Below are 24,521 nucleotides of genomic sequence, written 5' to 3'. Positions count from 1 at the left end.
TTAGCTTCCTTTACTATTTGTTTTTTTAAGTTCATAGCTGGATATATATATATATCGATATTTAGGGCCCAAATAAGGATGAGAAATCTTTAGAGTTACTTCTGGTCTTTGGGCAATAAATTGGATGATCCAAGGCAAAGTCTTTTGATTTTGAAAATCAAAGCTATAATGGGAATTACTAATTAGTTTTCCGTTAGTAAGAGCAGCATCAATAGAAAAACCAAGATCATTGGCAGTAATATCGCCTCCAATTGACTCTGGCTGAACAATAAATTCATATTTCTCACCAATTGACAGGTTCTTTATATGCCATTCTTGTTGTTGATTAATTGAGGCGGCACCAATAAAATTGGCTCCTTGGTAAGTTGTATCAAAGTCCTTTTTCTCAATTTTTTTAAGTTTCTTGTTATCAAATTGCAGCGGAAAAATCATCACCTGATCCGGTCCGATAACTCCAGAGGGAGAGGCATTAAGAAAAATGGGACACCCAGTATATGATGTAAATCCTGGCCTGTATATTTTCGCATTTAAATGAAGTGATTCAGGTTGAGTGTTACATATTTTTTTAATTTCAGAAAATGACAATGGTTGGAGTTGATCCTGCAAAGAATAGAATGCATTGAATGTTGGGTCGTATAAATGCCATTTGCCTTCATAATGTACTTCCGCTACTGTATGGCCTTGAGATTTTGGATAATTCATCAAATTGAGATAATGGCTTGGTATCCCTTGTGACGCAGCCAATGCCACCAACACGTTAGTAAATGCTCCACACGCACCTACTTGTTTATTGATTGTAGTTTCTGGTGTTGCATCTGTCGCAAATCCAACACGAAATCTCCCAATATAGTCCATAAATTTTAATATTTTTTCATGGTCATTTTGTACACCCTGAGCTAATTCATCAGATAACTTTTTAATCCGCTGAGTCACTGGGAGTCTGAATATATGTAATGGATTTTTGGGATCACTTGCCGTCAAGTAGGGGTTATCCAATTGTTCCTGTACAGTGGGATTGATGCCCACTTGATTTTTGCCTTTTGACCATAATTGTATCTGTCTTAACAGCAATCTTGGTTGACCTGAAAATTCGGAGAATTCAATGCGCAGTCGTTTGATTTTTTGTGGTTGTGCTAAATAGATATGGCTTAACCCTCCGTGCTTAATATGTGCTTGAATCAACTCTCGTTGATTTTTTGCATCTAATGAAATTACTCTGACTTTTTTGGCAAAATTATTGATGTTTTCCCACTGAATAGATAGTTCTGAAAGTGGCTTTGCTTTTTTTAGATCTAAATTCACGTACGCTATTTTTTCTCCATCTATGCCTGCGACATAACTTGTATCAGGAGTGTCATTAAATGCATTTTCAAAACCAAACCCAGTGTAGGTTTTGGAAGCACCTTGAATCACCGCGTTGATAGGCATTTTATTTTTTGATGAGGAAGCATTAACAATAACGGTTTGATTTTTATTTTTTGTCTCTAAATAATCTCTTTGCTTTTGAGCATATTGATAAAAGAACCAGTCGTTGGTTAAGTTGGCTATGCGTTGTATTTGATCCACTTCATATTGTTGATAATCAGGCCCAACATACCATCCTAAATCTTGAGGTCTTACTTGGATATAAGCCGTTTTCCATTTCTTATCACCTTTTGTATGAATGATACCACCCCTCATTGGTACAAAAGTGAGTTGGTTGCCCTCATTAATGGACTGAATCTTTACAGCAAAACGCCCAGGGGCGGTATCTTTATAATGAATTACTAATTGATGAACAGGAACATCAAAATCATCAGTTAATTTTCGAGTGGGCAGGATGCTAACAAAATAGACATTATGCTTTGTGCCACCTTGAACCGCTTGTTTTCGCAAAAGATACCCGTTTTGAAACGAACGCACGGCTTTATTATCAATGAGTTGCTCTGATTCCCAATCGCTGCCAGATATACGAATCGGCCCATCAAAAGCCTTACTGTCTCCCACTTGAATACTGGTTTTCATTTCATTTTCTGGATTTCGTAGCTCTATGCGCTCTATTAATGGTGATTTTTTTCCTTCCAGCCAATCAATTTGAAACAGGAGCTCTTTTTTAGGATTAAGATCGTATCTTAGCCAATAACCGCTATCAAACAGATGAAGCTTTTCCCTCAATGAAAGAACGCCTTGCCATGATAAATTATTAATACCAGGATTATTTAGATAGCGGCTGGTTGCAGCTAATTCATTGATGCTAATCAGATGCGCATTCAAAACATGTGTAGCATTGGGTACCTCTTCAAAAAACCTCATGATCTCTTTTGTTATCGTCGAAACGCCGCCTTGTGCTATATCAACATTGAATGAATTGGCTACTTTTAGAATCAGCTGATCAATTTGCTCTGATGAGCCAATGTTATTTTCAGCAGCATATTGCAACGCATTAAGTACATAGGCTTGGCTAAATGCGGATGTCCATGGAGCTTTTGTGATAATATCGTTATATGTATTATTAAAATTAAATTGGTAACTTATTGCATTAAGAGTTTTTTTTTGATTATTGTTGTTGAGAAAATATAAAAGAGCACTTTGTTTTTTTATCTGGGACTTGTCTATTCTTGAGAAACTACCACCTTGAACATCCGGGCCTTGTGTCAACTGCTCCGCGATAATAAAAGGTGAATATCGTGGAATCCCTCGATCAGAATTAGGGTCATATAGCCCATTAGGTAAAAATTTTGTTTTCTTTGTGGCTTGGTTTTGCATAAGCACGCCCTGGTTATCGAGGCTATAAATAGGCAGCATAGCTAATTGCTCTGGCAGGCTTAGAGATGAAATTTTTTTCTTTTCTTTATAACCTACCTCAGTGTGATTAACTAAATTTAGGTAAGATATTGCAACTCTTTTCCATGAATCAAAGCGTATTTCATGTTTTGCTAACTTCTTTAAATACAGAGCATGCTTATCCGCATAGCTTTCCCCCACCCAAAAACCTAAGTCTGATGGTCTAACAGGAATAATCCACTCCCGCCATTGACCTGCTCCAGTAATATGCAAATCACCATCTCGCATGTCTCGAAATGTTTGCCCAGGTGCAATACTCCTTTGTTGTAAGGTGATATTTGCTCGTGCTTCATCATAATAGTCAATGACTAATTCATACCACTCCTTTCTTAGGTTATTTTTCCACTCACTTGGCAATGTTAGGTAGAAATAGCTATGAGGTGCAGCAAGTTCATCTCGCTTATTTTCTAATGCTGCAGGGAGTAGTCGGCGTACTTTTTTACCAGCAACTGTTTCTGGCTGCCCCCAGTGAACTCCTGCAATGCGAGCTTTTCCATCACTATCGCCATCTGTACCAACATTTAGACTTATTTCTTCCTTGGTCAAAGGATCTCTTAAAGTAATTTTGTGAATTGCCAATGGATAGTTTTCAAATCCATAGGGGTTTGCAAACCGAAATAACAATTCTGATTTTTTAGGGTTTAAGTCATAACGTAGCCAATAACCTGTATCGTAAAGAGGTAGCCATCGGTACAAGGTATCACTTCCTTGTTTAAAATAGGTTTCAATCTCAGAGTCATGTGTTGCTTCCGCCAGTTCTTTAAGCGCTAGTAGGGCCCTCATATGTCCATTTAAAATATGTGAAGGATTGTCTACAGGTACGGGAATTTCCTCAAACCAAATATCCTGACTATTTCTATAAAGAAATCCCCCTTGAGCAATTGGAGTAAAAAGAGATTTTGCCGCTTTTTTTGCTAAATCAAGATATTCAGGATTTCCATTTTGCTTATATACAGCCAGAAAAGCTTGGATTCCCAAGGCTTGGCCAAAAGCACTGGACCAAGGTGCCTTGATGCTGACGTCATTATAAGTACTATCAAAATGATATTCCCATACCCAGAGTCCATCTTGTCTTTGTTTTAAGTTACTTTTAAGCCAGTTAATGCAAGCTTGGAATTTATTTTCATCTTTTAAATTTAATAGTCTTTTATCATATGCATCAATACCTGCATAGGCGAGTGCATAGGCAGCAATCCATCCAGGATGTCGTTGATCCCCTAACCCTTTTATTTTTAGAATAGGAACTCCTTGTTCATCAAAAAGATGTTCTGCTCGGTCCACATCAGTCTGTATCCTTTCGCTTAAGGGAGAAATCGGAGCACATAATCCCGATGGGCAATAACCTGCAATCAATATCAATACAAACAGATAATGAATCACTTTTTTTTTGATACAATTATTTAACACTCTTATCATACTGTCTTCCTAGAGCTTTGCTTTAAAGAGGGTTCTAGTATTTCTGTAGAATCTATATTTAAGAAGGACTGGATGATCCCAAGATAGACATTGCTTTGGGCTTTCCAAGTAAATGCGTATCGCTTGTTTATTAATTGTTCTCTATAAGATTGATATCGCTTTGGATCCGCAAAAATTTGATCAATAGCTGATGCAATTTGGCGACTGGTATGCATTGGCTTAACCAAGCCAAAACCTATGTCATGAATGAATCGTCTTAATTCAGGAGAGTCATTGGCTAATATGGGAAGTCCTGCTTGTATAAACTCAAATAACTTATTGGGAGTGCAATAAAAACTATTTAAATCGACATGAGGATAGGGAATAATCCCAACATCGGCTGATGCAGAATGTTGTAACAATTCTGCTTGGGGAACAGCTGGTAAAAAATAAATACGTTTATTTAATAAGCCTAATTTTTTTGCGAGATTCTGCAGGAGCGCTCCAAAATCTCCAAATCCCATCATCACCAGATCAACGTCAGGATTCTTGACAAGCTTTATTGCCTTAATCAAATTTTCTAAATTTCTATGCGGAGAAAAACCACCTTGAAATAGGAGTATTTTACGACCAGCATCAATATTTAATTTTTCTCTCAATATATTATAGGAATGCTTTACATTGTATTCAGGTAAAGGATCCAGGGCATTAATTAAGGTGATTGGACGAGAAATACCATATCTTGTCATCATCTCTTCTGCAATTGAGTCATTTACTGCAAATACTTTAGAGCAGGATCGAATTAGCTTTTTCTCAATTCGCTCACAAATACGACGCTGCACCCATGAAAAGGAACGTTGTTCTGAGTACAGTTCATGAGCATCATATACTAGAGGCACACCCCATTTTTTTGCAAGGCTAGCACCTGCTTCCAATGCAGGCAGATCGTGTACTTGAATAATATCGGCTTTGTAATCATATGCAGCAGTAAAAAATGCTTTTCTAAAAGGCAGAGGGTCTCCCATTGTGCGATTAAAGTATCGAATAGAAAGACTGAGCTTATAGGTAAACCAATTAATGCGAGATAGCAATTTATATCCTGCTTTCCAAATTGGCTTGGCCTTGTTTATTTGATTACACAATTGATTTAACACATTGTTTAAATTCGTTTGGAGAGCAGTGTAGTGCTTATAAATGGTATTTTCTGGAATAATATTTTTTAAACCGATGCGAATAACATGAATTCCTTCGGGTAAATGCTCTTCTTCATCATCACTTGTGTGCGATAAACAAAATAAAGTCACTTTATGGCTTAATTGAGTCAAACTATATCCTTGAGCAATTACCCTTCTATCTAAATGTTGATCGTGACATAGCATAACTATATGAATCATTTAATGAAAATCCTTTTAATTTTTTTGAGAAGTTTGATGATTTTGTTGGTGATGCGAACTTCAAGACGATTATTGAAAGCATACACTTCGCTAAGCAGAGTATAGTTCTGAGCTTGCAGTCCATCTCGTTCTAGAATGAGATCCTGGTTCTGAGCTTGCAGTCCATCTCGTTCTAGAATGAGATCCTGGTTCTGAGCTTGCAGTCCATCTCGTTCTAGAATGAGATCCTGGTTCTGAGCTTGCAGTCCATCTCGTTCTTTTTGTACCAAACTTTCAATTTGTTTAAAAAGATTTATCCAGTTTGTTTGACTGGAATTGGTTTGAGTTAACATATTGTTGCTAAAATAACACGGTGATGTAACTTGAAGATAAATAGGTATTTGGTTGGTTTTGGTTGAATAATAAGAACACTGTGTATCTGCAGGATTTTTTAATATGCGGATTAAATGATTTTCTCCTAATTGTATTGACTTTATAGCCTTAGTCGAATTGATTCGCACTAAAATACCGTAATAAGAAGGCGTTGTCTTTCTTTTTAGGGATATAAAATGCGTACCACGTGACTTTATATTTAATTGCTCGCTATAGACAATACCTAGCCCATCCTCCAAAGACAAACGCAGAGCGGCTTCATCTTGAATGGTTTTTATTTCCAAAAAATCATAAGATGAATAAGCTGGAAACTGTATTATTATGTCTTTATCTATTGATCGAACAGCGCGGGCTATCGAAGGGTATGGAACAAGATTGCTCTCTATTTGCGTTTCATCAAAAATAAGCTCATTAGCTTTTGAATCAATAAGATTCGCCTTATTTATAAAATGATTTTTATGCGTCTGAGTGATACTCTTGCGTCGGTATATGACTAAAATTTCACTATGACTTCTAAAATCAGGTACTTTCAGTCGCTCAGTGTAGATGACACTTCCCAAAGCAGAAGCTGTTAGCGGTGGCAATGGATTGACTGTATCTGGACATGCTCCTGGATGATTGCAATGAGGGCAAAAAGCATCAGACCACCCAGACCACTCATTGAGTATTTTTCGTCTAAATCGTGTCTCAAAAATAGAATAAGGATTCCATGATTCACCAGTCAGTATGATTTTGTCGATTTCATGTGAGTCAGGACAACGTGAAACCAATTCGGGCCAATCATATGATCTCATGTGCCAGTTTACGTGATAGAGTTGTTCACAATGAGAACACTTGGCTGTAGCATCTAAAAGCTCTTCTCTAAAAGGTACCGCCACCATTACCCAACTTTTAGAGATACGAAATAACTGCTTCCAAACCATATCTTCCATGTGCTTGGGGAGATGTTCCATCATGTCCATTGTTAAAATAAGATCAAATTCATTATCCTGAAATGGCAAATTTGTTGCATCAGCATGTATTGTGTTAAAAGAGCAGCGAGATAATGCTTCTCGACTAGCATCCAAACCTATAATAGGACATTTCGTCGCAGCAATTATCGCAGAAGTCAGCTTTCCATCACCACATCCTACATCCAAAGCGGTTTTAATCTCTTGTGGAAAAAAATCAATAATAGCTTGAGTTAGGTTTTTCTGCCCTATTTGCAGTGTTTGGTCCCAGATCTTTTTAGATTCATACAGAAGTTTATCTTGAGTTATCATACTAGCTCCCAGATAGCCGGCTGATTTACTGTTCCAATTTCTACGCTAATCCCCTCGGGAGAAAGAACTGTTAATGGATAACAACGATCGTGTAGATCATAAGCTTCTGGCTCAAATTTTGAAGCCAGGTCAAGTTCTTTAAATAGCGCAACAGAAACAAGATACTCTCCAGGACCTAAAAATAATGGATCAAAACTAACATTAATCTGTCCTTGTCCCGATAGGTGATTGAAGCATACGCCATCACGATTCGAAAGTACTTGCATAGCGCAGGTGCCATCCGTCCTATATATAGCAATGACAGCCACTGGATTATGGATTGTTGCTGAGGCATTGTAACTGATGCACCCTTTAGCAACCTCCCCGCTGATTAGGGTGTGGCGACGAATATCTTCTTTGTCTAAAAAACCAAATGCGGTAATTTTAATTGGTCCATTACCATAACGATCATGTGAGGATAAATTTTGCAACTCAGCAATCGCCTTATTGAATTCAAAAGTTTCAGAAACATTCCGAGTATCTAACTCCACACGAAGTGTTCGCCAATGAGCCTCTTCATTACTTTGATTGATGATTGCTACACGTACATACTCTTTACTTTCTTCATCATATCGATCTAATGCAATTGCATCCGTGAGCGATGCTTGATAACGAACTTCTATCCAACGCTGCTCTTTCTGGGCTAATTTCCAATCTATCTGAAACGGCGCATGTATAAAATGACCACCAAAGTCACCAAATTTCCTGCAAATATTGTTATCAATAGTCTCTGTTTTTGACCAATTAGTTACTCCATACTCGACAATACAAGAAGAAATTCCTTCCAAGGTATCTATTGATACTTCACCCAAGTGACAATCACCATATCCATATAGAATACTCGCAACAACAATAGGTTTTTCAGGAACAGTATTATTGGTTGTAATGAAACGAAATAAAGAAACTTGAGTTTTTACGCATTCAGTTTGATTAAGTTTAGCACTGCGTAAGCGAATTCTGAGCTCTTCATCTTCACGAATACTCGATAAGTAGGCTTTACTAACCGATAATATATCTCCATCTGCTTTGATGGTTCCTTTATCAAGCCAAATACCTCTTTCGCATAATAGTTGATTAGCACTCATATCATGAGATACAAATAAGACTGTTGTTCCTTTTGAAGTTAATTCTTTCATGCGTTGAATCGATTTACCAACAAAATAGGCATCGCCTGCCCCAAGAATTTCATCAATGATTAGTATGTCTGGAGTAATCGTGGTTGCAGTTGCAAAAGCCAATCGAGCATACATTCCTGCAGAAAACTCACGTATAGGGCGAGTAATAAACTCATCCAATTCGGTAAAATCAATGATTTTCTCAATAAGCTTCTTGGCTTCTTTACCGTGTATTCCTTGATAAGAAAGAGCGGATCTAATATTTTCTATACCAGTAAAATCAGGATGAAACCCTGTCCCAAGCTCCATTAAGGCCTGTAATTTACCATTCACTTCTATTTGACCTCTAGTTGGCTTGATTTGTCCGGAAATCAGGCGAAGCAATGTACTTTTTCCTGCACCATTTCTACCTATTAACGCGACTTTTTCTCCTCGTCGTATTTCTAAAGTAATCTCACGTAAAGCCATAAATACATCAAAATACTTAGAGGAAACAGGGCAGCCCAACGCATCCAGAGCACGCCAGCCAGGATGCTGGAATCGTTTAAACGATTTGCTTACAGTAGTGAGTGAAAGTGCAATTTTAGACATAATCGGCAAAAATCGGTTTAAGACGAGAAATTAAATGATATCCTAATAAACAACACGCAATACTAAATAATCCAAAAAAGACTAGCTCCATAATTGAAAGCACTCCTGTTAAAAAAGATTGACGATACAAATGCATCAACCAAGCCAAAGGATTAAGTTTAATGATTGCTCTCATTGCCTGAGGAACCATTTCATCCGTGTATCCAATAGGCGAGACAAGCATCAAAAACAAAATGATAATCGGTACTGCTTGCTGAATATCACGAAAAAAAACAGTCAACGAGGAGGTAATCCATACAAAGCCCAGTGTCATGATAATTTGGAATAGGAATATTAGAGGAATAACTAACTGTGTCCAATAGATATGGCCGTTGTATAAAACAGCCACCCATACCAATATGAGACCCAATCCCATCGTGGCATGCCCAATAAGAACATCTCTTGCAACAACCATTTCAATGGGGAATAGCGTATTACGTAGAAGTCCACGGTTGGCAATAATACTTAAGGTGCCTACACTGAAGGCTTCAGAAAAAGCCAGAAAAGGGACTAAACCGGAAAAAATAATGAGCACGTAATGTGTTGTGCTTAAATCCGGCATTCTGACACCTAGAATAAATATGAAAATTAATGAATACATTGAAAGAAAGATAAGTGGATAGAGAACTAGCCAAGCAGCTCCAAAAACACTTGAAGTAAATCGACTACTGAGACCGTTTATTGTTGTTGCAGTCAAGAGTCGTTTGTGTTTATTTAAAGTGTACAACAAATCAAACATATTCTGTTTCCAGTATCGAGTGGATGATACGTTGACTAGCTCGACCATCACCATAGGGCAAATAATCTGTTTTACCTTTTTGAATTTGAAGAAAAGCTGTATATATTTTTTTTGGATCAGCACCAACAACCTGATTCCAGCCTAACTCCACCGTTTCTACCCATTCTGTTTCTTCTCGCATGGTGATACAAGGAATACCATAAAAAAACGCTTCTTTTTGCACGCCACCAGAGTCGGTGAGTATCACTTGAGCTGATTGTTCAAGTGCAACCATATCGAGATAGGAAATTGGTTCAAGAATTATCAGATTCTTCAGATAGTTATTTAAGTCATGGCGATTAATGCATGACAGTGTTCGTGGATGTACTGGAAAAACAACAGGCAGATCGTTAGCTATTTCGCTTACCGCTTTAAGAATATGAGTCAAATTCTCTTTGTTATCTGTATTTTCCGCGCGGTGACAAGTGACTAGTACAAATTCACCAATTTTTAATTTTAGCTTTTGAAGAATAACGTTTTTTTGTTTCGCTTGTTGGCTAAAATAGAGGGCATTATCATACATCACATCACCTACTTGATGTATTCCTTTCGTTATCCCTTCAAGATGTAAGTTTTTCACCGCTTCAATTGTAGGGCAAAGCAGGTATGTGGAGAGTTTGTCGGCGACAATACGATTTATTTCTTCTGGCATACGCATATTAAAGGAACGAAGACCTGCCTCTACATGTGCAATAGGCGTATGCAGTTTGGATGCTGCCAATGCCGCAGCAAGTGTTGAATTTGTATCGCCATAAACAAGTACTGTATCTGGTCTTTCATTTAGCAGAACATCTTCAATTGCCTCTAACATCCTACCTGTCATCACTCCATGCGTGTTTGCTGTTATGGCTAAATTGTACTTGGGTTCGGGTATTCCTAGCTCATTAAAAAAAACTGCTGACATGTTTTCATTATAATGCTGGCCCGTATGCACGAGAATTTCTTCTACTTCATTCGAATACTCTTCTTTAATGCATCGTGATAAAGCAGCTGCTTTAATAAATTGAGGGCGTGCACCAACTACTGTTATTATTTTCATATTGAAACTCCATTTAGTACGCTCACAATTCGTTCTTGTGTTTGCTTTTCAATATAAGGATGCATTGGCAAACTCATAACTAAAGCTGCAGCAGTGTCAGCATGGTCCAAAGAGCCTGAAACACGACATATTTTCTCATAGGCTGGTTGACGGTGTAATGTCTTAGGGTAGTGAACTGCTGTAGGTATGTTCGCTTTTTTAAGTTGCTCACTGAGTGAATCACGATTCTTTGCAAAAACAGTGAATTGTCCCCATACGCAGCTGCGCTCAGGACTTGTGTTAGGTAACGTTACTTTTTTTGAATGGCTCAGCAGCTCTTGATAATAAATCCCCGCTGTGACGCGTTGTTCTATTTCCCAATCAAATTGAGTTAACTTGGCAAGAACAATAGCACACTGAAGAGTATCCATCCGGCCACCCACACCAACTCTGGTATGATAATAGCGTTTTTCCTGCCCATGGACGCGAACTTCCCTCATGGCCTGTGCCAAATCAGCGTCATTAGTAAATATGGCTCCGCCATCTCCATAACAGCCCAGAGGCTTACTAGGAAAGAAACTGGTACAACCAACTGTTGATAAATTACAAGACTTTCTCCCTTTGTAGGTTGCTCCAAAACTTTGAGCCGCATCCTCAATCACTGGAATATTTCCATATTGAGTTGCAATGGCATTAATTTCACCCATGTCTGCTGGTTGACCATAAAGGGATACAGGGATAATTGCTTTGGTCTTAGGGGTGATGGCTTGTTCTATTGCTTTAGGGCTAATATTACACGTTGCAGGATCAATATCAGCAAATACAGGAACTGCACCAAGCAAAGCGATGACTTCGGCTGTGGCAGCAAAGGTAAACGGGGTAGTAATCACCTCATCATGTGCTTTGACACCAAGCGCTATTAAGGAAATCAAAAGTGCATCGGTTCCAGATGCGACTGTAATGCAATGTTTTGCACCTGTGTATGCTTGAAGCGCCTGTTCTAATTCTTGAACCTCTGGTCCCATAATGTATTGTCCATGATCAAGAACCTGTTGAATTCGATGATTAATAACCTCTTTAAGGGAAGCGTATTGTGCTTTTAAATCAATAAATTGTATTTTATCCTTCATAGTGCAATGCATCCCTCTTCGCTAATTTGATATGTGGCGCCACAGTGACAATGCATCGTACCTTTATCTATAAGGCGGTTCGCACAGCGACACATCCAACCAGAATGTTTTGCTGGAACGCCAAGCACTAGTTCAAAGGGCTTAACGTCACGATTAACCACAGCTCCTGCTCCTACAAATGCATATTCGCCAATATGAACTCCACACACAATCGTGCAATTTGCCCCAAGCGTTGCGCCGCGCTGAACCGTTGTTTGCCGGTATTCATTTTTACGAGTAATCGCTGCGCGTGGATTGTAAACGTTGGTGAATACCATGCTGGGGCCGCAAAAGACATCATCGTCTAAGCGCACCGCATCATAGATGGATACATTATTTTGAATTTTTACGTTATTACCAATCACAACATCATTACCAACAAAAACATTTTGTCCTAAAGAACAAGAACCGCCTATTTGAGCACCACCACACACGTGAGTCCAATGCCAAATACGCGTGTTATCTCCAATTTTTGCTCCATCATCTATGATTGCGGAGGGGTGAATAGTTATAGTCATTTAATAATCCAATGGTAATGCGATACGTTTGCCATCTCTGGCAGAAAGATAGGCTGCAATTAATACTTCAAGAGACTTTAGACCCTCTCGACCATCTGTATGCGGGCTGGCCTCTCCACGTAGCACCTGTATAACATTCTCATAATAGAGTTTATGGCCAAATCCATAAACGCTTGATGTGGCGTAGTTAGCTTGTTGTATCGTCTTATCTGCTTCTGTTGATGTCTCAAATTCCCAATGTTGAATTTCATTAACAGCAACACCACCAATACGAACGGTTCCTTTTTCGCCCAATATGGTGATACTTCCTTCCAAATTTTTAGGGTAAGTCAGCATTGTTACGTTAACAGAGCCCAGTGCCCCAGAACGCCATTTCACGCTCATCACACCGCTATCCTCAACTTCAATGCGCCGCTCTAACGTGCCGATGTAAGCTTGAACACTTTCTATAGGGCCAATTAGCCAGTCTAAGAGGTCAATGTAATGGCTTGCCTGATTCATAAATGCACCACCATCAAATTCCCATGTGCCTCGCCAGCGCGCACTATCGTAATATTCTTGGGGACGCGTCCAGAACACATTGACGTTAACCATGTAAATCTTACCAAAACGCCGTTCTTCAAGAGCAGTTTTGAGCAGTTGCAAAGGGGGGTTGCGCCGATTTTGTTTCACAACAAATAAATGAGCATTGGCTTTGTCACAGGCTTTAACCATACGAACACCATCATGCCATCTTGTTGCCATCGGCTTTTCTGTAATTACATGTCGTCCAGACTCTGCTACTTCTATCGCCTGGCTTGAATGTAAGCCACTAGGCGTTGTAAGGACGACAATATCAGCATTCGTGTCATCAAGTAGAGAGGATAATGTTGTATAACCTTTTGCTTGTGTTTGCGTCGCGGCTTTATCCAACGCAGAAGGATCTATATCACATACACTGACAATTTCTGCATCATGTGTATAGGATTGAATGGCTTCAATATGATTGTTTGCAATACGCCCACAACCTACAATAGCAAAACGTATCTTTCGATCTAAGATAGGAGAACAAATATGCTTCATGATATCAAGCCCTTACTATAGAATTTGTTGTTTCTGTATACCGCCCGCGGCAATCAACGATTAATTTTGAATAGTGCTTAATCATGGAATAATCAAATTTATCATGATCAGTAGCCAACAGAACACAGTCATAATTGAGCAAATTGTCCGGATTAATCACCACGCTTGATAAATTGAAGTGATGCTCTCTCATTTGAGGAAATGAAAGGACATGTGGGTCACTATAGGAAACATATGCCCCTAATTCCTGAAGTTTTTCCATTATTACAACAGAAGGAGATTCACGCATATCATCTACATTTTTCTTATAGGCAATACCTAAAACAAGTATTTGACTTCCTGAAACAGATTTTTGTCTTTCATTGAGTGCTGAAATAATTTTTGAAACGACATAATCAGGCATCGATGCGTTAATTTCACCTGCTAATTCAATAAAGCGAGTATGTACACCAAATTCCCGAGCTTTCCAGGTTAGGTAAAAAGGATCAATTGGAATACAATGCCCTCCAAGTCCTGGCCCAGGTTGGTAGGGAACAAAACCAAAAGGTTTTGTTGCTGCAGCTCGTATTGCCTCATGTATATCAATCCCCATTTTGTCAGCCACAATCTTCATTTCATTGACAAGACCAATATTTACTGCACGATGAATGTTCTCCAGAATTTTGGTAAGTTCTGCAACACGAGTAGAGCTTACTGGGACTACTTGATCTACTATTTGACTATAAAAAGAAACTCCTACATCAAGGCAGGCAGGAGAAAAACCACCACATACTTTGGGGATGGTACGTGTGGTAAAGTTGGCATTACCTGGATCTTCGCGTTCTGGAGAAAAAACGAGGAAAAACTCTTCTCCAATTTTTAAACCACGAGATTCAACTCTTGGAGCTAATTCTTCATCTGTTGTACCCGGGTAGGTTGTACTCTCAAGGCAAAGCATTTGCCCGGCTCTAAAATAAGGAAGTAGTGAGTCAATCGTATTGGTGATAAAATGTAAATCTGGTTCGCGATATTTATTTAGAGGAGTTGGAACACAGAGGATAATAATGTCTGTTTCTATTGCGCGAGCAAAGTCGCAAGTCGCTTCAAATGTTCCTGAGTTCCTGAGTTCCTGAGTTCCTGAGTTCCTGAGTTCCTGAGTTCCTGACAAGTATGCTTTTATTCGACAGTCAGGTATATGCTCGATATAGCTTTTACCCTTGGATAAAGAAGCTACTTTTCCCTCACTTACATCAAACCCCACTACGTTGTAACCAGCTTCACAGCAACGCAGAAGTAGTGGCAGCCCTACATAGCCTAAGCCGACAATGCCTACCATAGCATTTCTTTTTTCAATCCTTTGAATTAAATCAATTTTTTGTAAATCTAACACTTCAACACAAATCCTTATAATCCATAACACATAAACTATCGATTATTTTGATAGTTTTCCATATACTATTGGCAGATGGCAGATGGCAGATGGCAGATGGCAGATGGCAGATGGCAGATGGCAGATGGCAGATGGCAGATGGCAGATGGCAGATGGCAGATGTATTATGTCATTTTTTAATAAATCTTTTAAATATATTTACCATCGTCATCTGGAAACATGATATTTCTGGTAGCCATTTTTGTCAATACTTATTTTCGCAGACTGATTGGCGCAAAGCTTCAATACCCATTCTTCCTGATTAGGGCCTAAAACAGGGAGAACATAATTAAAATTCAGGTCGGTGAAAGGTAGGTTCAATGTTAATTTATGCGTATGTGCCAGGCTTTCAAGCAAATGAGGTAAATTATTCCACCACTCCAAACCTTTTTGACCGTGCACAGAACAAATGGTTTCTTTTAGTTTGGCTAAATGATTAGGAGTCACAACTAATATCCTCATAAAAGGCAATGATCTCCTCAACACGTTCCCCATGAGGATCATCTGATAAATAAAGCAACCAGGATGCAGCCACCTTGAGCGCTTGTGCTAAAACCTTTGCCTCAAGTGGTCCGGGACTTCTTGTTCCTTGTTCCCAGTTACCAATCCTCGCTATACCAAAGCCTGTTCGTTCTGCCAGTGTCTTGATCGTCCATCCATTGGCCTTTCTCGCGTGGATGATTCGATTTCCAACTATTTTTTTGTGTTCATTTGCGTTCATTCGCTAACAGTCTTCCAAACTCTATTGACCCTGCTTTTGGGTATTTTACAATGAAATATAGTTTACACGATTCGTGTAATCAAAAGATATTAACTGAAATCGCTTGATAGTGCAAACCCTGCTTTCAAGGTTTTTAAGGATTAAATTGGATGGATTTTTTATTTATCAATTCACAGGAGTTATCTGCTTTGATGGGATTACCGCATATTCAGCAGTCAGCTTACCTGTTAGGGATTCGTCCTTATATGGATAGAAAAACCTTTCTTGTTGGCCTTAAACGGCGTATCAGCTATCAATCTTTAGCTGAAGCTTTGTATGTTGAGCCGCATCAGGGTTTTGTTCAGTCTGGTAGCCCTAGTCGCCAGCAATTGCGACGAATTGTTTGTTCTCTTGAACGCGCTGGGCTTTTGGAGATTCAGTCCTTTGATAAGAACCTTGTTTTGAAGTGTCTTTTGGCTGATTCGAGTGATTCTGTCCAAAATAAACCCGACACAAACCCGACACAGCAACCCGACACAAAGACGGTCAATGAAAAGTCATATAAATCAGAAAGATATGGTGATTTTTCTCAAAAACCCAACATAGGCGAAACTCTAAAACCCGACACACCTCATAACTCAAATAATTTGTGTGTGTATGTGCGCAACAAATTTGAAAAATTTTGGGAAAGTTATCCACAGAAGGTTAATCGATGCAATGCTTTGCTTGCCTTTGAAAAGCTGAATCCCTCTGATGCGTTATTTGAGCAAATGATCTCAGCCCTTCAAGCACAAATAGAACACCGTCAAGGCTGTATTGATGCTGGTATTTGGGTGCCTAAGTGGAAATATCCTGAAAACTGGTTGGCCCAGCTTTGCTGGCTAGAAGAAATAGAAATGGTTCAAACACAGGAGCGTCAACATGCAACAAATAAACAAAATCATCGCCGAAAGTCTGCCGCAGACGTTCACTCAGAAGCCTGCAAAGGCGTCTCATTCGATTTCGAAGACGATGAACCAAAGCAGGAAACAAGCACCAACGTCATCCAATTCGGAAAACCCGGAAGATTATGACAAACGCATGGATACTCTCTTTAGCCGATTTGCAGCAATTTATGGGCATGTGTGGATTAGCAGTTATCCAACAGCCGATTCATTGAAATTTGCTAAATATGAATGGTCTGATGCGTTGACGCGTTTTGATAACCAAGCGCTGAAACAGGCTTTAATCGATTGTCGGGAGCACAATAGATTCCCGCCAACGCTGCCTGAGTTTATTGCCTGTTGCAAAGAAAAAGTGGCACGACGACAGCTCACAACAATAGATACAAAACCGACTCAACTGGCTTCACCCAAAGTTGCTCATGAGCACCTGAAGGCGATGTTGGCTGATTTAACCCGAAAATCATAAAAGGAGAACTTTATGCTAGTACTTACTCGCCGAATTGGGGAACAAATTTACATCGATAAGGGACTGATTCAGATCAAGATTTTGTATGAACGCAATGGTCATGTCGCTGTTGGCATCAAAGCGCCCTCGCATATTGAAGTTGATAGAAAAGAGATTTTTATGCGTAAGCTGATCCGCCAGGAATTGATGACCAAGGACGGCGCAAGCTCTTAACTGTTTAGCCGGCTTTAGCGCCGGCAGGAGGTGTGTATGTTGAAATTATTCGTTGTCAGTGGTTTGTCGTTATTAAGCCTGCAATTGGATGCAGCAAATACGACTCAAATCGGGCGTTATGCCTCGGTAAAAAATCAAGCCCTAGCTGCGCAAATCAATCCTTTGAAAACCGTGCAGCAAGTGCACTTTCCCTCAACGGTACAAACCATTGGCCAAGCGGTTGAGCATTGGTTGGCTTATTCAGGCTTTCATCTGGCCGACAAGGATAAACAAAGTCCCAGCCTGCAAATGGTTTTAAAACAACCCTTACCCCAAGTTGATCGCAACCTCGGTCCGTTAACCATTAGTGACGGTTTAACAGTCTTGGTTGGTCAACAGATTTTCACCCTTAAACACGATGATTTGTTACGGGAAGTTAATTTCACTCTGATAAAAGGGAGGCAGGCATGAGAAGGTATCTTGATGCTAAATGGTTAAGTCTAATGGGATTTAATCTGATATTGGTTGTGATGGTGTGTGTGCATAAAACACCGGCTCAATCTCAAATACAAGACTTATTAAGCCTTGAAAGCAGGTTACACGCGATTGAGTCTAAACTAAATCAACCAGTCAAAGCCCCTGATTTATCGCCAATTAATCAAAACCTCCACCAACTTGGACAATTCATCCAGAAGCTAAACAATAAGGATGATCACCAATTGGGTGAGCTGTTTACTACCGGACAAGTCGCCTTGAAAAAGCAACTGGATGGTATTGCAGCATTATTAAATAAACTTGATGAGCAAAAGCATCCTGTCAAAACGCTGCCAGCCAGTGCACTGCCATTCCAAGTTCTTAGCATTGATAGCATTCAGGAAGTCAGTGTGGCATCGGTTGCCTATGATTTTAAAACGAAAGCTTTAGAGCTGGGGGATTCTCTTGCCGGCTGGACGGTTGTTCATCTGGATTTTGCCCAACAGGTGATTGAGTTTGAGAATCAAGACAAAGCCCTTGTGCGCCTGCATGTCAATACAAATGGGGTGGCGCATGGTTAAGGTGAAGGCTCTTATTCTAGGCGCATTAATAAGCCAGCAAGCACTGGCAGGTTTCACCATTCCGGGGATTATAAATCCTCAATTGCATGGTGCTGAAGATGCTTTATCTAAAGCAGGTCTGGCTGAGTTTCAGGATGATGTTGTTGATGATCACACCATTGAACTAAATGATGCCCAGCATCATGAAGCCAAAGTTTGGAATCTCACCGAGGCGGAGGGAAAACGCTATATCCAATTAATGCAAAGCCGAAGCGGTATTTATTACAAAGGGCTTCGCCTGAGTCCAATTGATATTCTGGGCTTGAATGCCAGAAACGATGCTGAGCGTGACCGTTTTGCTGAACTGGCAGCCAAGCAGGAAGCCCAAAAAGTGGCGCAGAATATTGCTTGGAATAATGCTTTTTACAATGCCTATAACAAGCTTTTTAAAGACGTTCCTGTTATTGGCGATTTTGATCCCACACCCTTTTCACCTTATGCCCACCAACCGATTGAGTTGCAACAAGGCGAAACCCTCTATTTATTTATCAAGCCTGATGACGCAGTGAAAACCATCGTCATGCAGTTGGTGGATGCCATCACACGCACACCCAACACCAGCTTGCATTTACTGTTTATTGATATGGATAACGATGCCGTCCAACTTTGGGCAAACCGTCAACAGATTCCATTGAGCTTAGTGACCAGCCAGCAAATTACCTTGAGTCAGGGTAAACAGCAGTATGACGCCTTAACCCTTAAAAAGAAACATACACCCTTGCTGTTGATTTCTCATGGCAAGTCTTCTCAGGTTGTTGATTTGGGGAGGTTTTAATGTTGCGGATTGGTCTATTAATGATATTTGCCTTCAATGCTTATTGTTTGGAAGTCATTCCATTAACCACAGTTTCAAATGATCCTTCAATGGCTTTAAATCTTAGCAGCCCAATTGGCATTCCAGCTATTAGCCAAGCATCTACTGGCAAAGTAGCTGCCAAGACAATCAACAATGCATTATTAGATACAACTATTTTTATCATTGGCGTCGATAAAGCCTCACAAGAATGGTTACAACAACATCAAAAACAACTAAAAGACATGCAAGCCATCGGCTTTATCACTAATGTCGATAATTTTGAAGTGATTGCCCAATTACAGGAACAAAGTCAGCTCCCCTTATTGCCTGTTAATGTTGATCCTCTGTTGAAACTAATCAACGAACAGCATTACCCATTGGTTATTTCTGGGGGTAAGGTATGGCAGTGAAACAATATTCCAGACAAATGACCTTGCAATTAAGTCTTGTGCTCTTGCTGGGCTGGCTCTGCTTATTGATATGGTCTGTCGCTCAATGGTTGCTGCATGATTATCATTTTGCCTTTAACGGATTATCACAGTTGGTCGATACCCAAAGACAAGCGATTACGCCGGTTTATCAAGGTTCACTGTTGGCGGCTCTCCCTTTAGATACCAATCCAGATTTCACAATTGCCAATCCTTATCTTGCCAAATTGGCAATCAACCAGTTTATCGCCGATCTAATCGAAAAAACTCAGCAGTTTATCCAGCTAATGGCACTGACCAGCCAATGTATGTTGATCAAATTAATGATCTTACTGGCAGCCATGCCTCTATTTACCCTGGCTATGGTTGCCGGACTGGTGGATGGTTTGAATCAACGCGCCATCCGCACTGCTTGTTTAGGACGTGAATCTTCTTATGTGTTTCACCGACTCAATTACTACTTCAAAAGAGGCTTGATGATTTTACTCATGGTCTGGTTGGCCATGCCCATCAGCCTGACACCGGCTTTTATGTTTATTCCAGTCAGTTTATTGCTGGCATTAATGGTGGCCATGACAGCCAGCCGATTTAAGAAATATTTATAGGGGATGCTATGAAACGATTGATATGTTTGGCCTTACTCATCACCAGTTTTACAACCCATGCCAATGATTCAAATTTGAATGAAACCTTGGTGCGCATCATCAATCAGATTAATGCGATTAAACCCTTATTGGATGAAGCCCAAGCCGAAATATCGCCCAATGCGCGTATTCAATTACATATTGAAGGCTTTAAAGATGCCGAAGGCCATTATCATGCCGGCCTTCGTGAGGACTTATTCGCCATTCGCAACGGTTTAATTGATTACATCAATCAACCTGCCATTGCCCCTCGCAAAGTAAAACCTTTAGCGCTTGATTTTGTGAGGAAACCCTAATGAGTAAAGACGAAATTGCCAGATTGTTTGCCTCAAGCTTTCAACAAGGAAGCCAAGGCGTGTCGGTTAATGTCTTTTCCAGCAGTATCCGCTTTATTGCCATTAGTCTGGTGATTATTGCGGTCATGTGGTCAATCAACCACTTCATGGGCGCAGAGGAGAAAGAACAGGATGGATTTTTACTGCGTCTTGGATCACGTCTTGTCAGGCTGGTGATTGGTCTGATGGTGTTCATTTTATTGTTAACCATTTAAGGGGATTCTATGAAAGCAATACTTCGCTCATTTTATTTAAGCGCTATCAGCGTGCTTTATGCGCCAGCTCTTTTTGCCGCTGATAGCTGGTTTCCAAAAATATCCGATGCCGACAACATTGGCGATGGTTCTAAAAATATGATGTCGGTAACGGGCAATTACGTCAAACAAGGTTTGGGGTTGCTGCTTTTTATCACGGCTGTTGTCACCTTCATTAAATTCATTACCACGGTTCAGCATGGTATTGAGGAATCGAAGAAAAATGAAGGCTCAATGGTCGCCTTTGGTACCTTTGCTGTGATGGGGATTACCTATCTTGCGATTAGCATTGCCTCTGGCTATGTCGGTTATTCCATGATTACCAAGTTCAAAATATAGGAGGTGATGTTATGAATCAGCCTTCATCGCGCCATTTATCACATGACTTTGCAGCTTGGAAAGGCTTAAGTCTGCGTGAATTATTCTGGATAGTCGTTATCACCACACCAGCCACCACCATCGTGTTCACAGTTGTTGGATGCCTTTTACGCTTTCCGATTGCCAGTGGTTGTGTGGGATTTATTGTCGGTTTCATTTTGGCGATTACCGTCTGGCCTAAATGCATTGCTCGTTTAAAAGTGGGCAAACCTTATGGCTATGTCATGAAACAGGCTATCCAGTTAATGGTGCGATTAAGGCTCAAACATTCCCCATGGATGCATTACCAAGGACGGTGGAATAAAAACAAAACTGTGGGAGTACGCGATGTTTGACTACTGGAAGAAAATCGACAACCTTCACCATCATAATCGTTTATTGCTGGCCTTTGTGGGCATTTTAATGATGATTGTGTTGGCCTTAATCATCACCTTATTTCACACCCCAAAGCGTTATGAATTCTGGTTAAGTCCGAATATGGCTGCAAATGGCGGTTTAATGAAAGCCAGTGATATTCCCAATGAATATGTCCAAGGCTTCGTGACTTCACTGATGCCGACTTTATTTAGCTGGTCTCATAATGGCAAAAACGAATTTAACCGTAACATCAAAAGCTTCCACTATTATTTCACCCCTCGCCATGAGCAGCTATTACAACAAACTTTAACCACTTACAAAAATGCGCAATTGTTCCAACGGGCTCAGGTTGCCAGCCTGTATCGGTTTATGGAACCAAAAGACATCAAAAAAATCAGCCAGAATGCTTGGGAAGTCAAGCTGGTATTGCGCATTACCCAACGCTTAAAAGATAACTCAGCCATGGTTATTGCTGACAAAGTGGTTATCTATCATTTGCGCGTGGTCAAACTTAATTTATCCCGTCTACACAATCCCTTTCAGTTGGCTTTGGATGGCTATACCCAGCCAGAGCAACGATTGAAGGATTTATTGGTACAAGCGGAGGAAACCCATGAAGACAATTAAGATTATGTTACTCAGTTTAATCATAACCAGCTCAAGCTATGCCCTGCAAGGCGAGCATCTGGTATGGGAAAAAGTACCATTAACCATAGAGCTGCCCAACAAACAAGAACGCCTGATTCAATTTCCTCAAACCATTAAAATCATCGATCAGCAGTTAAGTCCAAATCTGGAGATATTAAAAGTCAAAGGCAGTTTATACCTTAAAGCACAAGCCCCCTTTAAGCAGGCCAGAATCATTGTGCAGCTTATCCCTGATGGTGAAGTGATTATTCTGAATTTAAAAGCCGATGATCAATTTAATAATACCACACCCATTGAAATATTAACCGATGATCCAAAGCGTGAAAGTAAGGATGCTGCCAGTCACTATGAATACAATGCCATCCAATTAACACGCTTTGCTATTCAATCACTCTATGCACCTGAGCGAGTTCGTCAAATTCCCAATGGTGTTTATCGAACGCCCATGCAAACCCATAAAACCACCAATCTTTTTTATGGTGCCAGTATTGAAGCCCATCCCATTGCTTCATGGCGTGGTGGCTCGTTATATGTCACAGCAGTGGAATTAAAAAACCTTCTCGATCGCCCCATGACGTTAAAACCTTCTGGCTTAATCGGTCACTGGCAAACCGCAAGTTTTTACCCTAGTGCTCGATTGAGCCCCAGAAGCCAGCATGAAAGTACGGTGGTCTTTTTAGTATCAACCCAATCCTTTCATGAAGCCCTAACCATGCATACGAGGTTTAGCCGATGATGAAACATAGCGGAATAAAAATACTCTCAGGGTCGGTGGTTCTGGTTGTCATTTTGATTTTAGTAAATGGCCGACAAAGCACACCCGTTACAGAAACAGCAACCAATCCCAATAACTTTAACGAAGCCATTGCCAGCCAGTTTAATGACAATATTCGGGATGTATCTGCACGGTTGCAGGAAACAGAAAAAAAGCTTGAACAAATGCAGAGTGAAAATAAATCCCTGCATGAACAGTTACAGCAACCGGTTAAAGCTGAACCCAATCATGCCTTGCAAGAAGAATTATTGGCACTTAAAGAAAAGATCAGCGACTTAACTCATAGTACAGCAAAATCTTATCCCATGGGTGATGCTGTTGAAACCGTTAAAGCCCAGATCAAAGACTTGGATACGTTGCTTGATAAGCCCAACCAAGCTTTTAAAGAAAATAGTTTATGGGCTGAATCTACAGCAAAAGAAGATACACCAACATCAAAGCCATTTTATACCATCCCTGCCGGTAGTGATTTTAGCAAAGTCACTTTGTTATCAGCTTTAATTGGTGAAGTGCCGGTTGAAGGAAAATTGATGCAGCCTTTATTTCCCTTTTCCGCACTGATCAGCCGGGGCGATTTGATGACCGCTAATGGAATGCATCTACCTGATGAAATTATCGGTATGAAAATCAGTGGCTACTCCATCGGGGTAGGTTCTTTTCTCGATAACATTTCCTGCGCTCGGGCTTATGTGACCTCTGCTTTATTCGTTTTTGAAGATGGTCACTTTGTAACAGTCGGCAAAGAACAAATGAAAAGTTCCGCCGATTTAATTAATAACGACAGCATTGGTTATCTCACCACTCAATATGGAAATCCCTGTATCAAAGGCCAGTACATCAGCAACGCACCACAAGTCTTAACCTCCATGATGGTGGCTGGCGGTATTCAAGGTGCCGGCACCGCATTAGCAAAATGGCAGATGAGTTATCAAGCTGAAGGTGGCACAGCGATTGCCACACCAACGGGCAATTTAGGGCATTCTGCTGCAGGTGGCGCTTTAGGTGAAGGAAGTCAGAAAGTGTCGGACTGGTTGGAAAAACGCATTCAAGGCAGTTTTGATATGGTTTTTGTTCCAGCCAGTATCAAAGTCAAAGGTGGCTTTATTCCCAATCAATTAAGCCTTCATATCAATCAAACCATCAACATCGATACAGAACTTAACGGGAGAGTATTGGATTATGGCTACCATCAACCAAAAGAATTTGATAATGCTTTGCGCTAGTCTGAGTTTATGCGCTTGTTCAACTGCAAAGGTGACATCAGGCACCATTCCAGAACAAGGCTTAACAGTAAGCCAGTTGTATCAGCACAGCCAAAAACCTGTCCAGCCTTTGAGAGCTCAGAGGGTATCTGTAAAACAAGCCCAACCTGCTTTTAAGGCGTTGGCTAATCCAGAAATCCCAATCCATGTCTTTGCGCATGTCGCCAATATTGGCGATGAGCAGATCATCAAGCCGGCTTACACCACGCGGTTTTTCCTCTACAAACAAAACCAGTATGCCTTGGCATCTGAATTATATTAGGGG

Annotated in this window: 28 protein-coding genes; 16 read left to right on the top strand and 12 right to left on the bottom strand. The window is 40.2% G+C overall.

Features of this window, described 5'->3' with window-relative positions; all coding sequences use genetic code 11:
• The 12 genes from E1O52_RS05565 to E1O52_RS05510 form a co-directional block, all read right to left on the bottom strand.
• Window positions 1–4,239 carry a D-glucuronyl C5-epimerase family protein gene (locus E1O52_RS05565; protein WP_133127709.1) on the bottom strand — a complete coding sequence of 1,413 codons (4,239 nt, stop codon included), beginning with the start codon at window positions 4,237–4,239 and terminating at the stop codon, window positions 1–3.
• On the bottom strand, window positions 4,236–5,612 hold the full coding sequence (locus tag E1O52_RS05560) for a glycosyltransferase (protein ID WP_133127708.1): 1,377 nt from the start codon (window positions 5,610–5,612) through the stop codon (window positions 4,236–4,238). The genes E1O52_RS05565 and E1O52_RS05560 overlap by 4 nt, the downstream gene beginning before the upstream one ends.
• A complete protein-coding gene (locus E1O52_RS05555) occupies window positions 5,609–7,246 on the bottom strand; it encodes a class I SAM-dependent methyltransferase (RefSeq protein ID WP_133127707.1) in 1,638 nt (545 codons plus the stop codon). The genes E1O52_RS05560 and E1O52_RS05555 overlap by 4 nt, the downstream gene beginning before the upstream one ends.
• Complete coding sequence (locus E1O52_RS05550; RefSeq protein ID WP_133127706.1) at window positions 7,243–8,991, bottom strand: ABC transporter ATP-binding protein; 1,749 nt, start codon at window positions 8,989–8,991, stop codon at window positions 7,243–7,245. Before E1O52_RS05550 ends, E1O52_RS05555 begins: the two co-directional genes overlap by 4 nt.
• Window positions 8,984–9,769, bottom strand: coding sequence for an ABC transporter permease (locus E1O52_RS05545; protein ID WP_165474716.1), 786 nt, complete (start codon window positions 9,767–9,769; stop codon window positions 8,984–8,986). Before E1O52_RS05545 ends, E1O52_RS05550 begins: the two co-directional genes overlap by 8 nt.
• The gene (gene wecB, locus E1O52_RS05540) at window positions 9,762–10,847 is read right to left on the bottom strand and encodes a non-hydrolyzing UDP-N-acetylglucosamine 2-epimerase (protein ID WP_133127704.1); all 1,086 of its coding nucleotides are present in this window, start codon (window positions 10,845–10,847) and stop codon (window positions 9,762–9,764) included. Before wecB ends, E1O52_RS05545 begins: the two co-directional genes overlap by 8 nt.
• Complete coding sequence (locus tag E1O52_RS05535) at window positions 10,844–11,944, bottom strand: DegT/DnrJ/EryC1/StrS family aminotransferase (RefSeq protein WP_133127738.1); 1,101 nt, start codon at window positions 11,942–11,944, stop codon at window positions 10,844–10,846. Before E1O52_RS05535 ends, wecB begins: the two co-directional genes overlap by 4 nt.
• A gap of 8 nt (window positions 11,945–11,952) precedes the next feature.
• A complete protein-coding gene (locus E1O52_RS05530; RefSeq protein ID WP_133127703.1) occupies window positions 11,953–12,513 on the bottom strand; it encodes an acyltransferase in 561 nt (186 codons plus the stop codon).
• Window positions 12,514–13,575 (bottom strand): Gfo/Idh/MocA family protein, encoded by a 1,062-nt coding sequence (locus tag E1O52_RS05525; RefSeq protein ID WP_133127702.1) that lies wholly within the window; start codon window positions 13,573–13,575, stop codon window positions 12,514–12,516.
• 4 nt (window positions 13,576–13,579) lie between these two features.
• Window positions 13,580–14,944 (bottom strand): nucleotide sugar dehydrogenase, encoded by a 1,365-nt coding sequence (locus E1O52_RS05520; RefSeq protein WP_207384178.1) that lies wholly within the window; start codon window positions 14,942–14,944, stop codon window positions 13,580–13,582.
• Window positions 14,945–15,151: 207 nt separating this feature from the next.
• Window positions 15,152–15,430, bottom strand: coding sequence for a hypothetical protein (locus tag E1O52_RS05515; protein WP_133127701.1), 279 nt, complete (start codon window positions 15,428–15,430; stop codon window positions 15,152–15,154).
• Entirely contained in the window at window positions 15,420–15,704 is a 285-nt protein-coding gene (locus E1O52_RS05510) for a helix-turn-helix domain-containing protein (protein WP_133127700.1), read from the bottom strand. The genes E1O52_RS05515 and E1O52_RS05510 overlap by 11 nt, the downstream gene beginning before the upstream one ends.
• A gap of 149 nt (window positions 15,705–15,853) precedes the next feature.
• Here E1O52_RS05510 and E1O52_RS05505 point away from each other — a divergent pair, with 149 nt between their 5' ends.
• Genes E1O52_RS05505 through E1O52_RS05430 form a run of 16 tightly spaced genes read left to right on the top strand, consistent with a single transcriptional unit; the run spans window position 15,854 to window position 24,518 of the window.
• Entirely contained in the window at window positions 15,854–16,756 is a 903-nt protein-coding gene (locus tag E1O52_RS05505; RefSeq protein WP_133127699.1) for a hypothetical protein, read from the top strand.
• Complete coding sequence (locus E1O52_RS05500; protein WP_133127698.1) at window positions 16,695–17,093, top strand: Vir protein; 399 nt, start codon at window positions 16,695–16,697, stop codon at window positions 17,091–17,093. The genes E1O52_RS05505 and E1O52_RS05500 overlap by 62 nt, the downstream gene beginning before the upstream one ends.
• A gap of 12 nt (window positions 17,094–17,105) precedes the next feature.
• A complete protein-coding gene (locus E1O52_RS05495) occupies window positions 17,106–17,306 on the top strand; it encodes a carbon storage regulator (RefSeq protein ID WP_133127697.1) in 201 nt (66 codons plus the stop codon).
• A 36-nt stretch (window positions 17,307–17,342) separates the two neighbouring features.
• Complete coding sequence (gene pilL2 / locus E1O52_RS05490) at window positions 17,343–17,756, top strand: PFGI-1 class ICE element type IV pilus protein PilL2 (protein WP_133127696.1); 414 nt, start codon at window positions 17,343–17,345, stop codon at window positions 17,754–17,756.
• Complete coding sequence (locus tag E1O52_RS05485; protein ID WP_133127695.1) at window positions 17,753–18,340, top strand: hypothetical protein; 588 nt, start codon at window positions 17,753–17,755, stop codon at window positions 18,338–18,340. Before pilL2 ends, E1O52_RS05485 begins: the two co-directional genes overlap by 4 nt.
• On the top strand, window positions 18,333–19,154 hold the full coding sequence (locus tag E1O52_RS05480) for a TIGR03759 family integrating conjugative element protein (protein ID WP_133127694.1): 822 nt from the start codon (window positions 18,333–18,335) through the stop codon (window positions 19,152–19,154). Before E1O52_RS05485 ends, E1O52_RS05480 begins: the two co-directional genes overlap by 8 nt.
• A complete protein-coding gene (locus E1O52_RS05475) occupies window positions 19,154–19,585 on the top strand; it encodes a PFL_4695 family integrating conjugative element protein (RefSeq protein ID WP_133127693.1) in 432 nt (143 codons plus the stop codon). The genes E1O52_RS05480 and E1O52_RS05475 overlap by 1 nt, the downstream gene beginning before the upstream one ends.
• Window positions 19,576–20,208 (top strand): IncC plasmid conjugative DNA transfer DtrJ family protein, encoded by a 633-nt coding sequence (locus E1O52_RS05470; RefSeq protein ID WP_133127692.1) that lies wholly within the window; start codon window positions 19,576–19,578, stop codon window positions 20,206–20,208. Before E1O52_RS05475 ends, E1O52_RS05470 begins: the two co-directional genes overlap by 10 nt.
• An 8-nt stretch (window positions 20,209–20,216) precedes the next feature.
• A complete protein-coding gene (locus tag E1O52_RS05465; RefSeq protein WP_133127691.1) occupies window positions 20,217–20,543 on the top strand; it encodes an RAQPRD family integrative conjugative element protein in 327 nt (108 codons plus the stop codon).
• Complete coding sequence (locus E1O52_RS05460; RefSeq protein ID WP_133127690.1) at window positions 20,543–20,797, top strand: hypothetical protein; 255 nt, start codon at window positions 20,543–20,545, stop codon at window positions 20,795–20,797. Before E1O52_RS05465 ends, E1O52_RS05460 begins: the two co-directional genes overlap by 1 nt.
• A gap of 9 nt (window positions 20,798–20,806) precedes the next feature.
• Window positions 20,807–21,175 carry a hypothetical protein gene (locus tag E1O52_RS05455; protein ID WP_133127689.1) on the top strand — a complete coding sequence of 123 codons (369 nt, stop codon included), beginning with the start codon at window positions 20,807–20,809 and terminating at the stop codon, window positions 21,173–21,175.
• Between the two features lie 11 nt (window positions 21,176–21,186).
• On the top strand, window positions 21,187–21,549 hold the full coding sequence (locus tag E1O52_RS05450) for a TIGR03750 family conjugal transfer protein (protein ID WP_133127688.1): 363 nt from the start codon (window positions 21,187–21,189) through the stop codon (window positions 21,547–21,549).
• Window positions 21,542–22,198: a DUF2895 family protein gene (locus E1O52_RS05445; protein WP_133127687.1), complete on the top strand. Its 657-nt coding sequence runs from the start codon at window positions 21,542–21,544 to the stop codon at window positions 22,196–22,198. Before E1O52_RS05450 ends, E1O52_RS05445 begins: the two co-directional genes overlap by 8 nt.
• Window positions 22,185–22,955: a TIGR03749 family integrating conjugative element protein gene (locus tag E1O52_RS05440; RefSeq protein WP_133127686.1), complete on the top strand. Its 771-nt coding sequence runs from the start codon at window positions 22,185–22,187 to the stop codon at window positions 22,953–22,955. The genes E1O52_RS05445 and E1O52_RS05440 overlap by 14 nt, the downstream gene beginning before the upstream one ends.
• Window positions 22,952–24,217 (top strand): TIGR03752 family integrating conjugative element protein, encoded by a 1,266-nt coding sequence (locus E1O52_RS05435; protein ID WP_133127685.1) that lies wholly within the window; start codon window positions 22,952–22,954, stop codon window positions 24,215–24,217. The genes E1O52_RS05440 and E1O52_RS05435 overlap by 4 nt, the downstream gene beginning before the upstream one ends.
• The gene (locus E1O52_RS05430) at window positions 24,174–24,518 is read left to right on the top strand and encodes a TIGR03751 family conjugal transfer lipoprotein (RefSeq protein ID WP_133127684.1); all 345 of its coding nucleotides are present in this window, start codon (window positions 24,174–24,176) and stop codon (window positions 24,516–24,518) included. Before E1O52_RS05435 ends, E1O52_RS05430 begins: the two co-directional genes overlap by 44 nt.
• Window positions 24,519–24,521 lie beyond the last annotated feature (3 nt).

The sequence above is a fragment of the Legionella nagasakiensis genome (assembly GCF_900639915.1).
In the GTDB taxonomy this organism is placed as follows: domain Bacteria; phylum Pseudomonadota; class Gammaproteobacteria; order Legionellales; family Legionellaceae; genus Legionella_A; species Legionella_A nagasakiensis.
The sequence above is the reverse complement of the archived record's forward strand: the minus strand, read 5'-3'. Positions and strand labels throughout refer to the sequence as shown.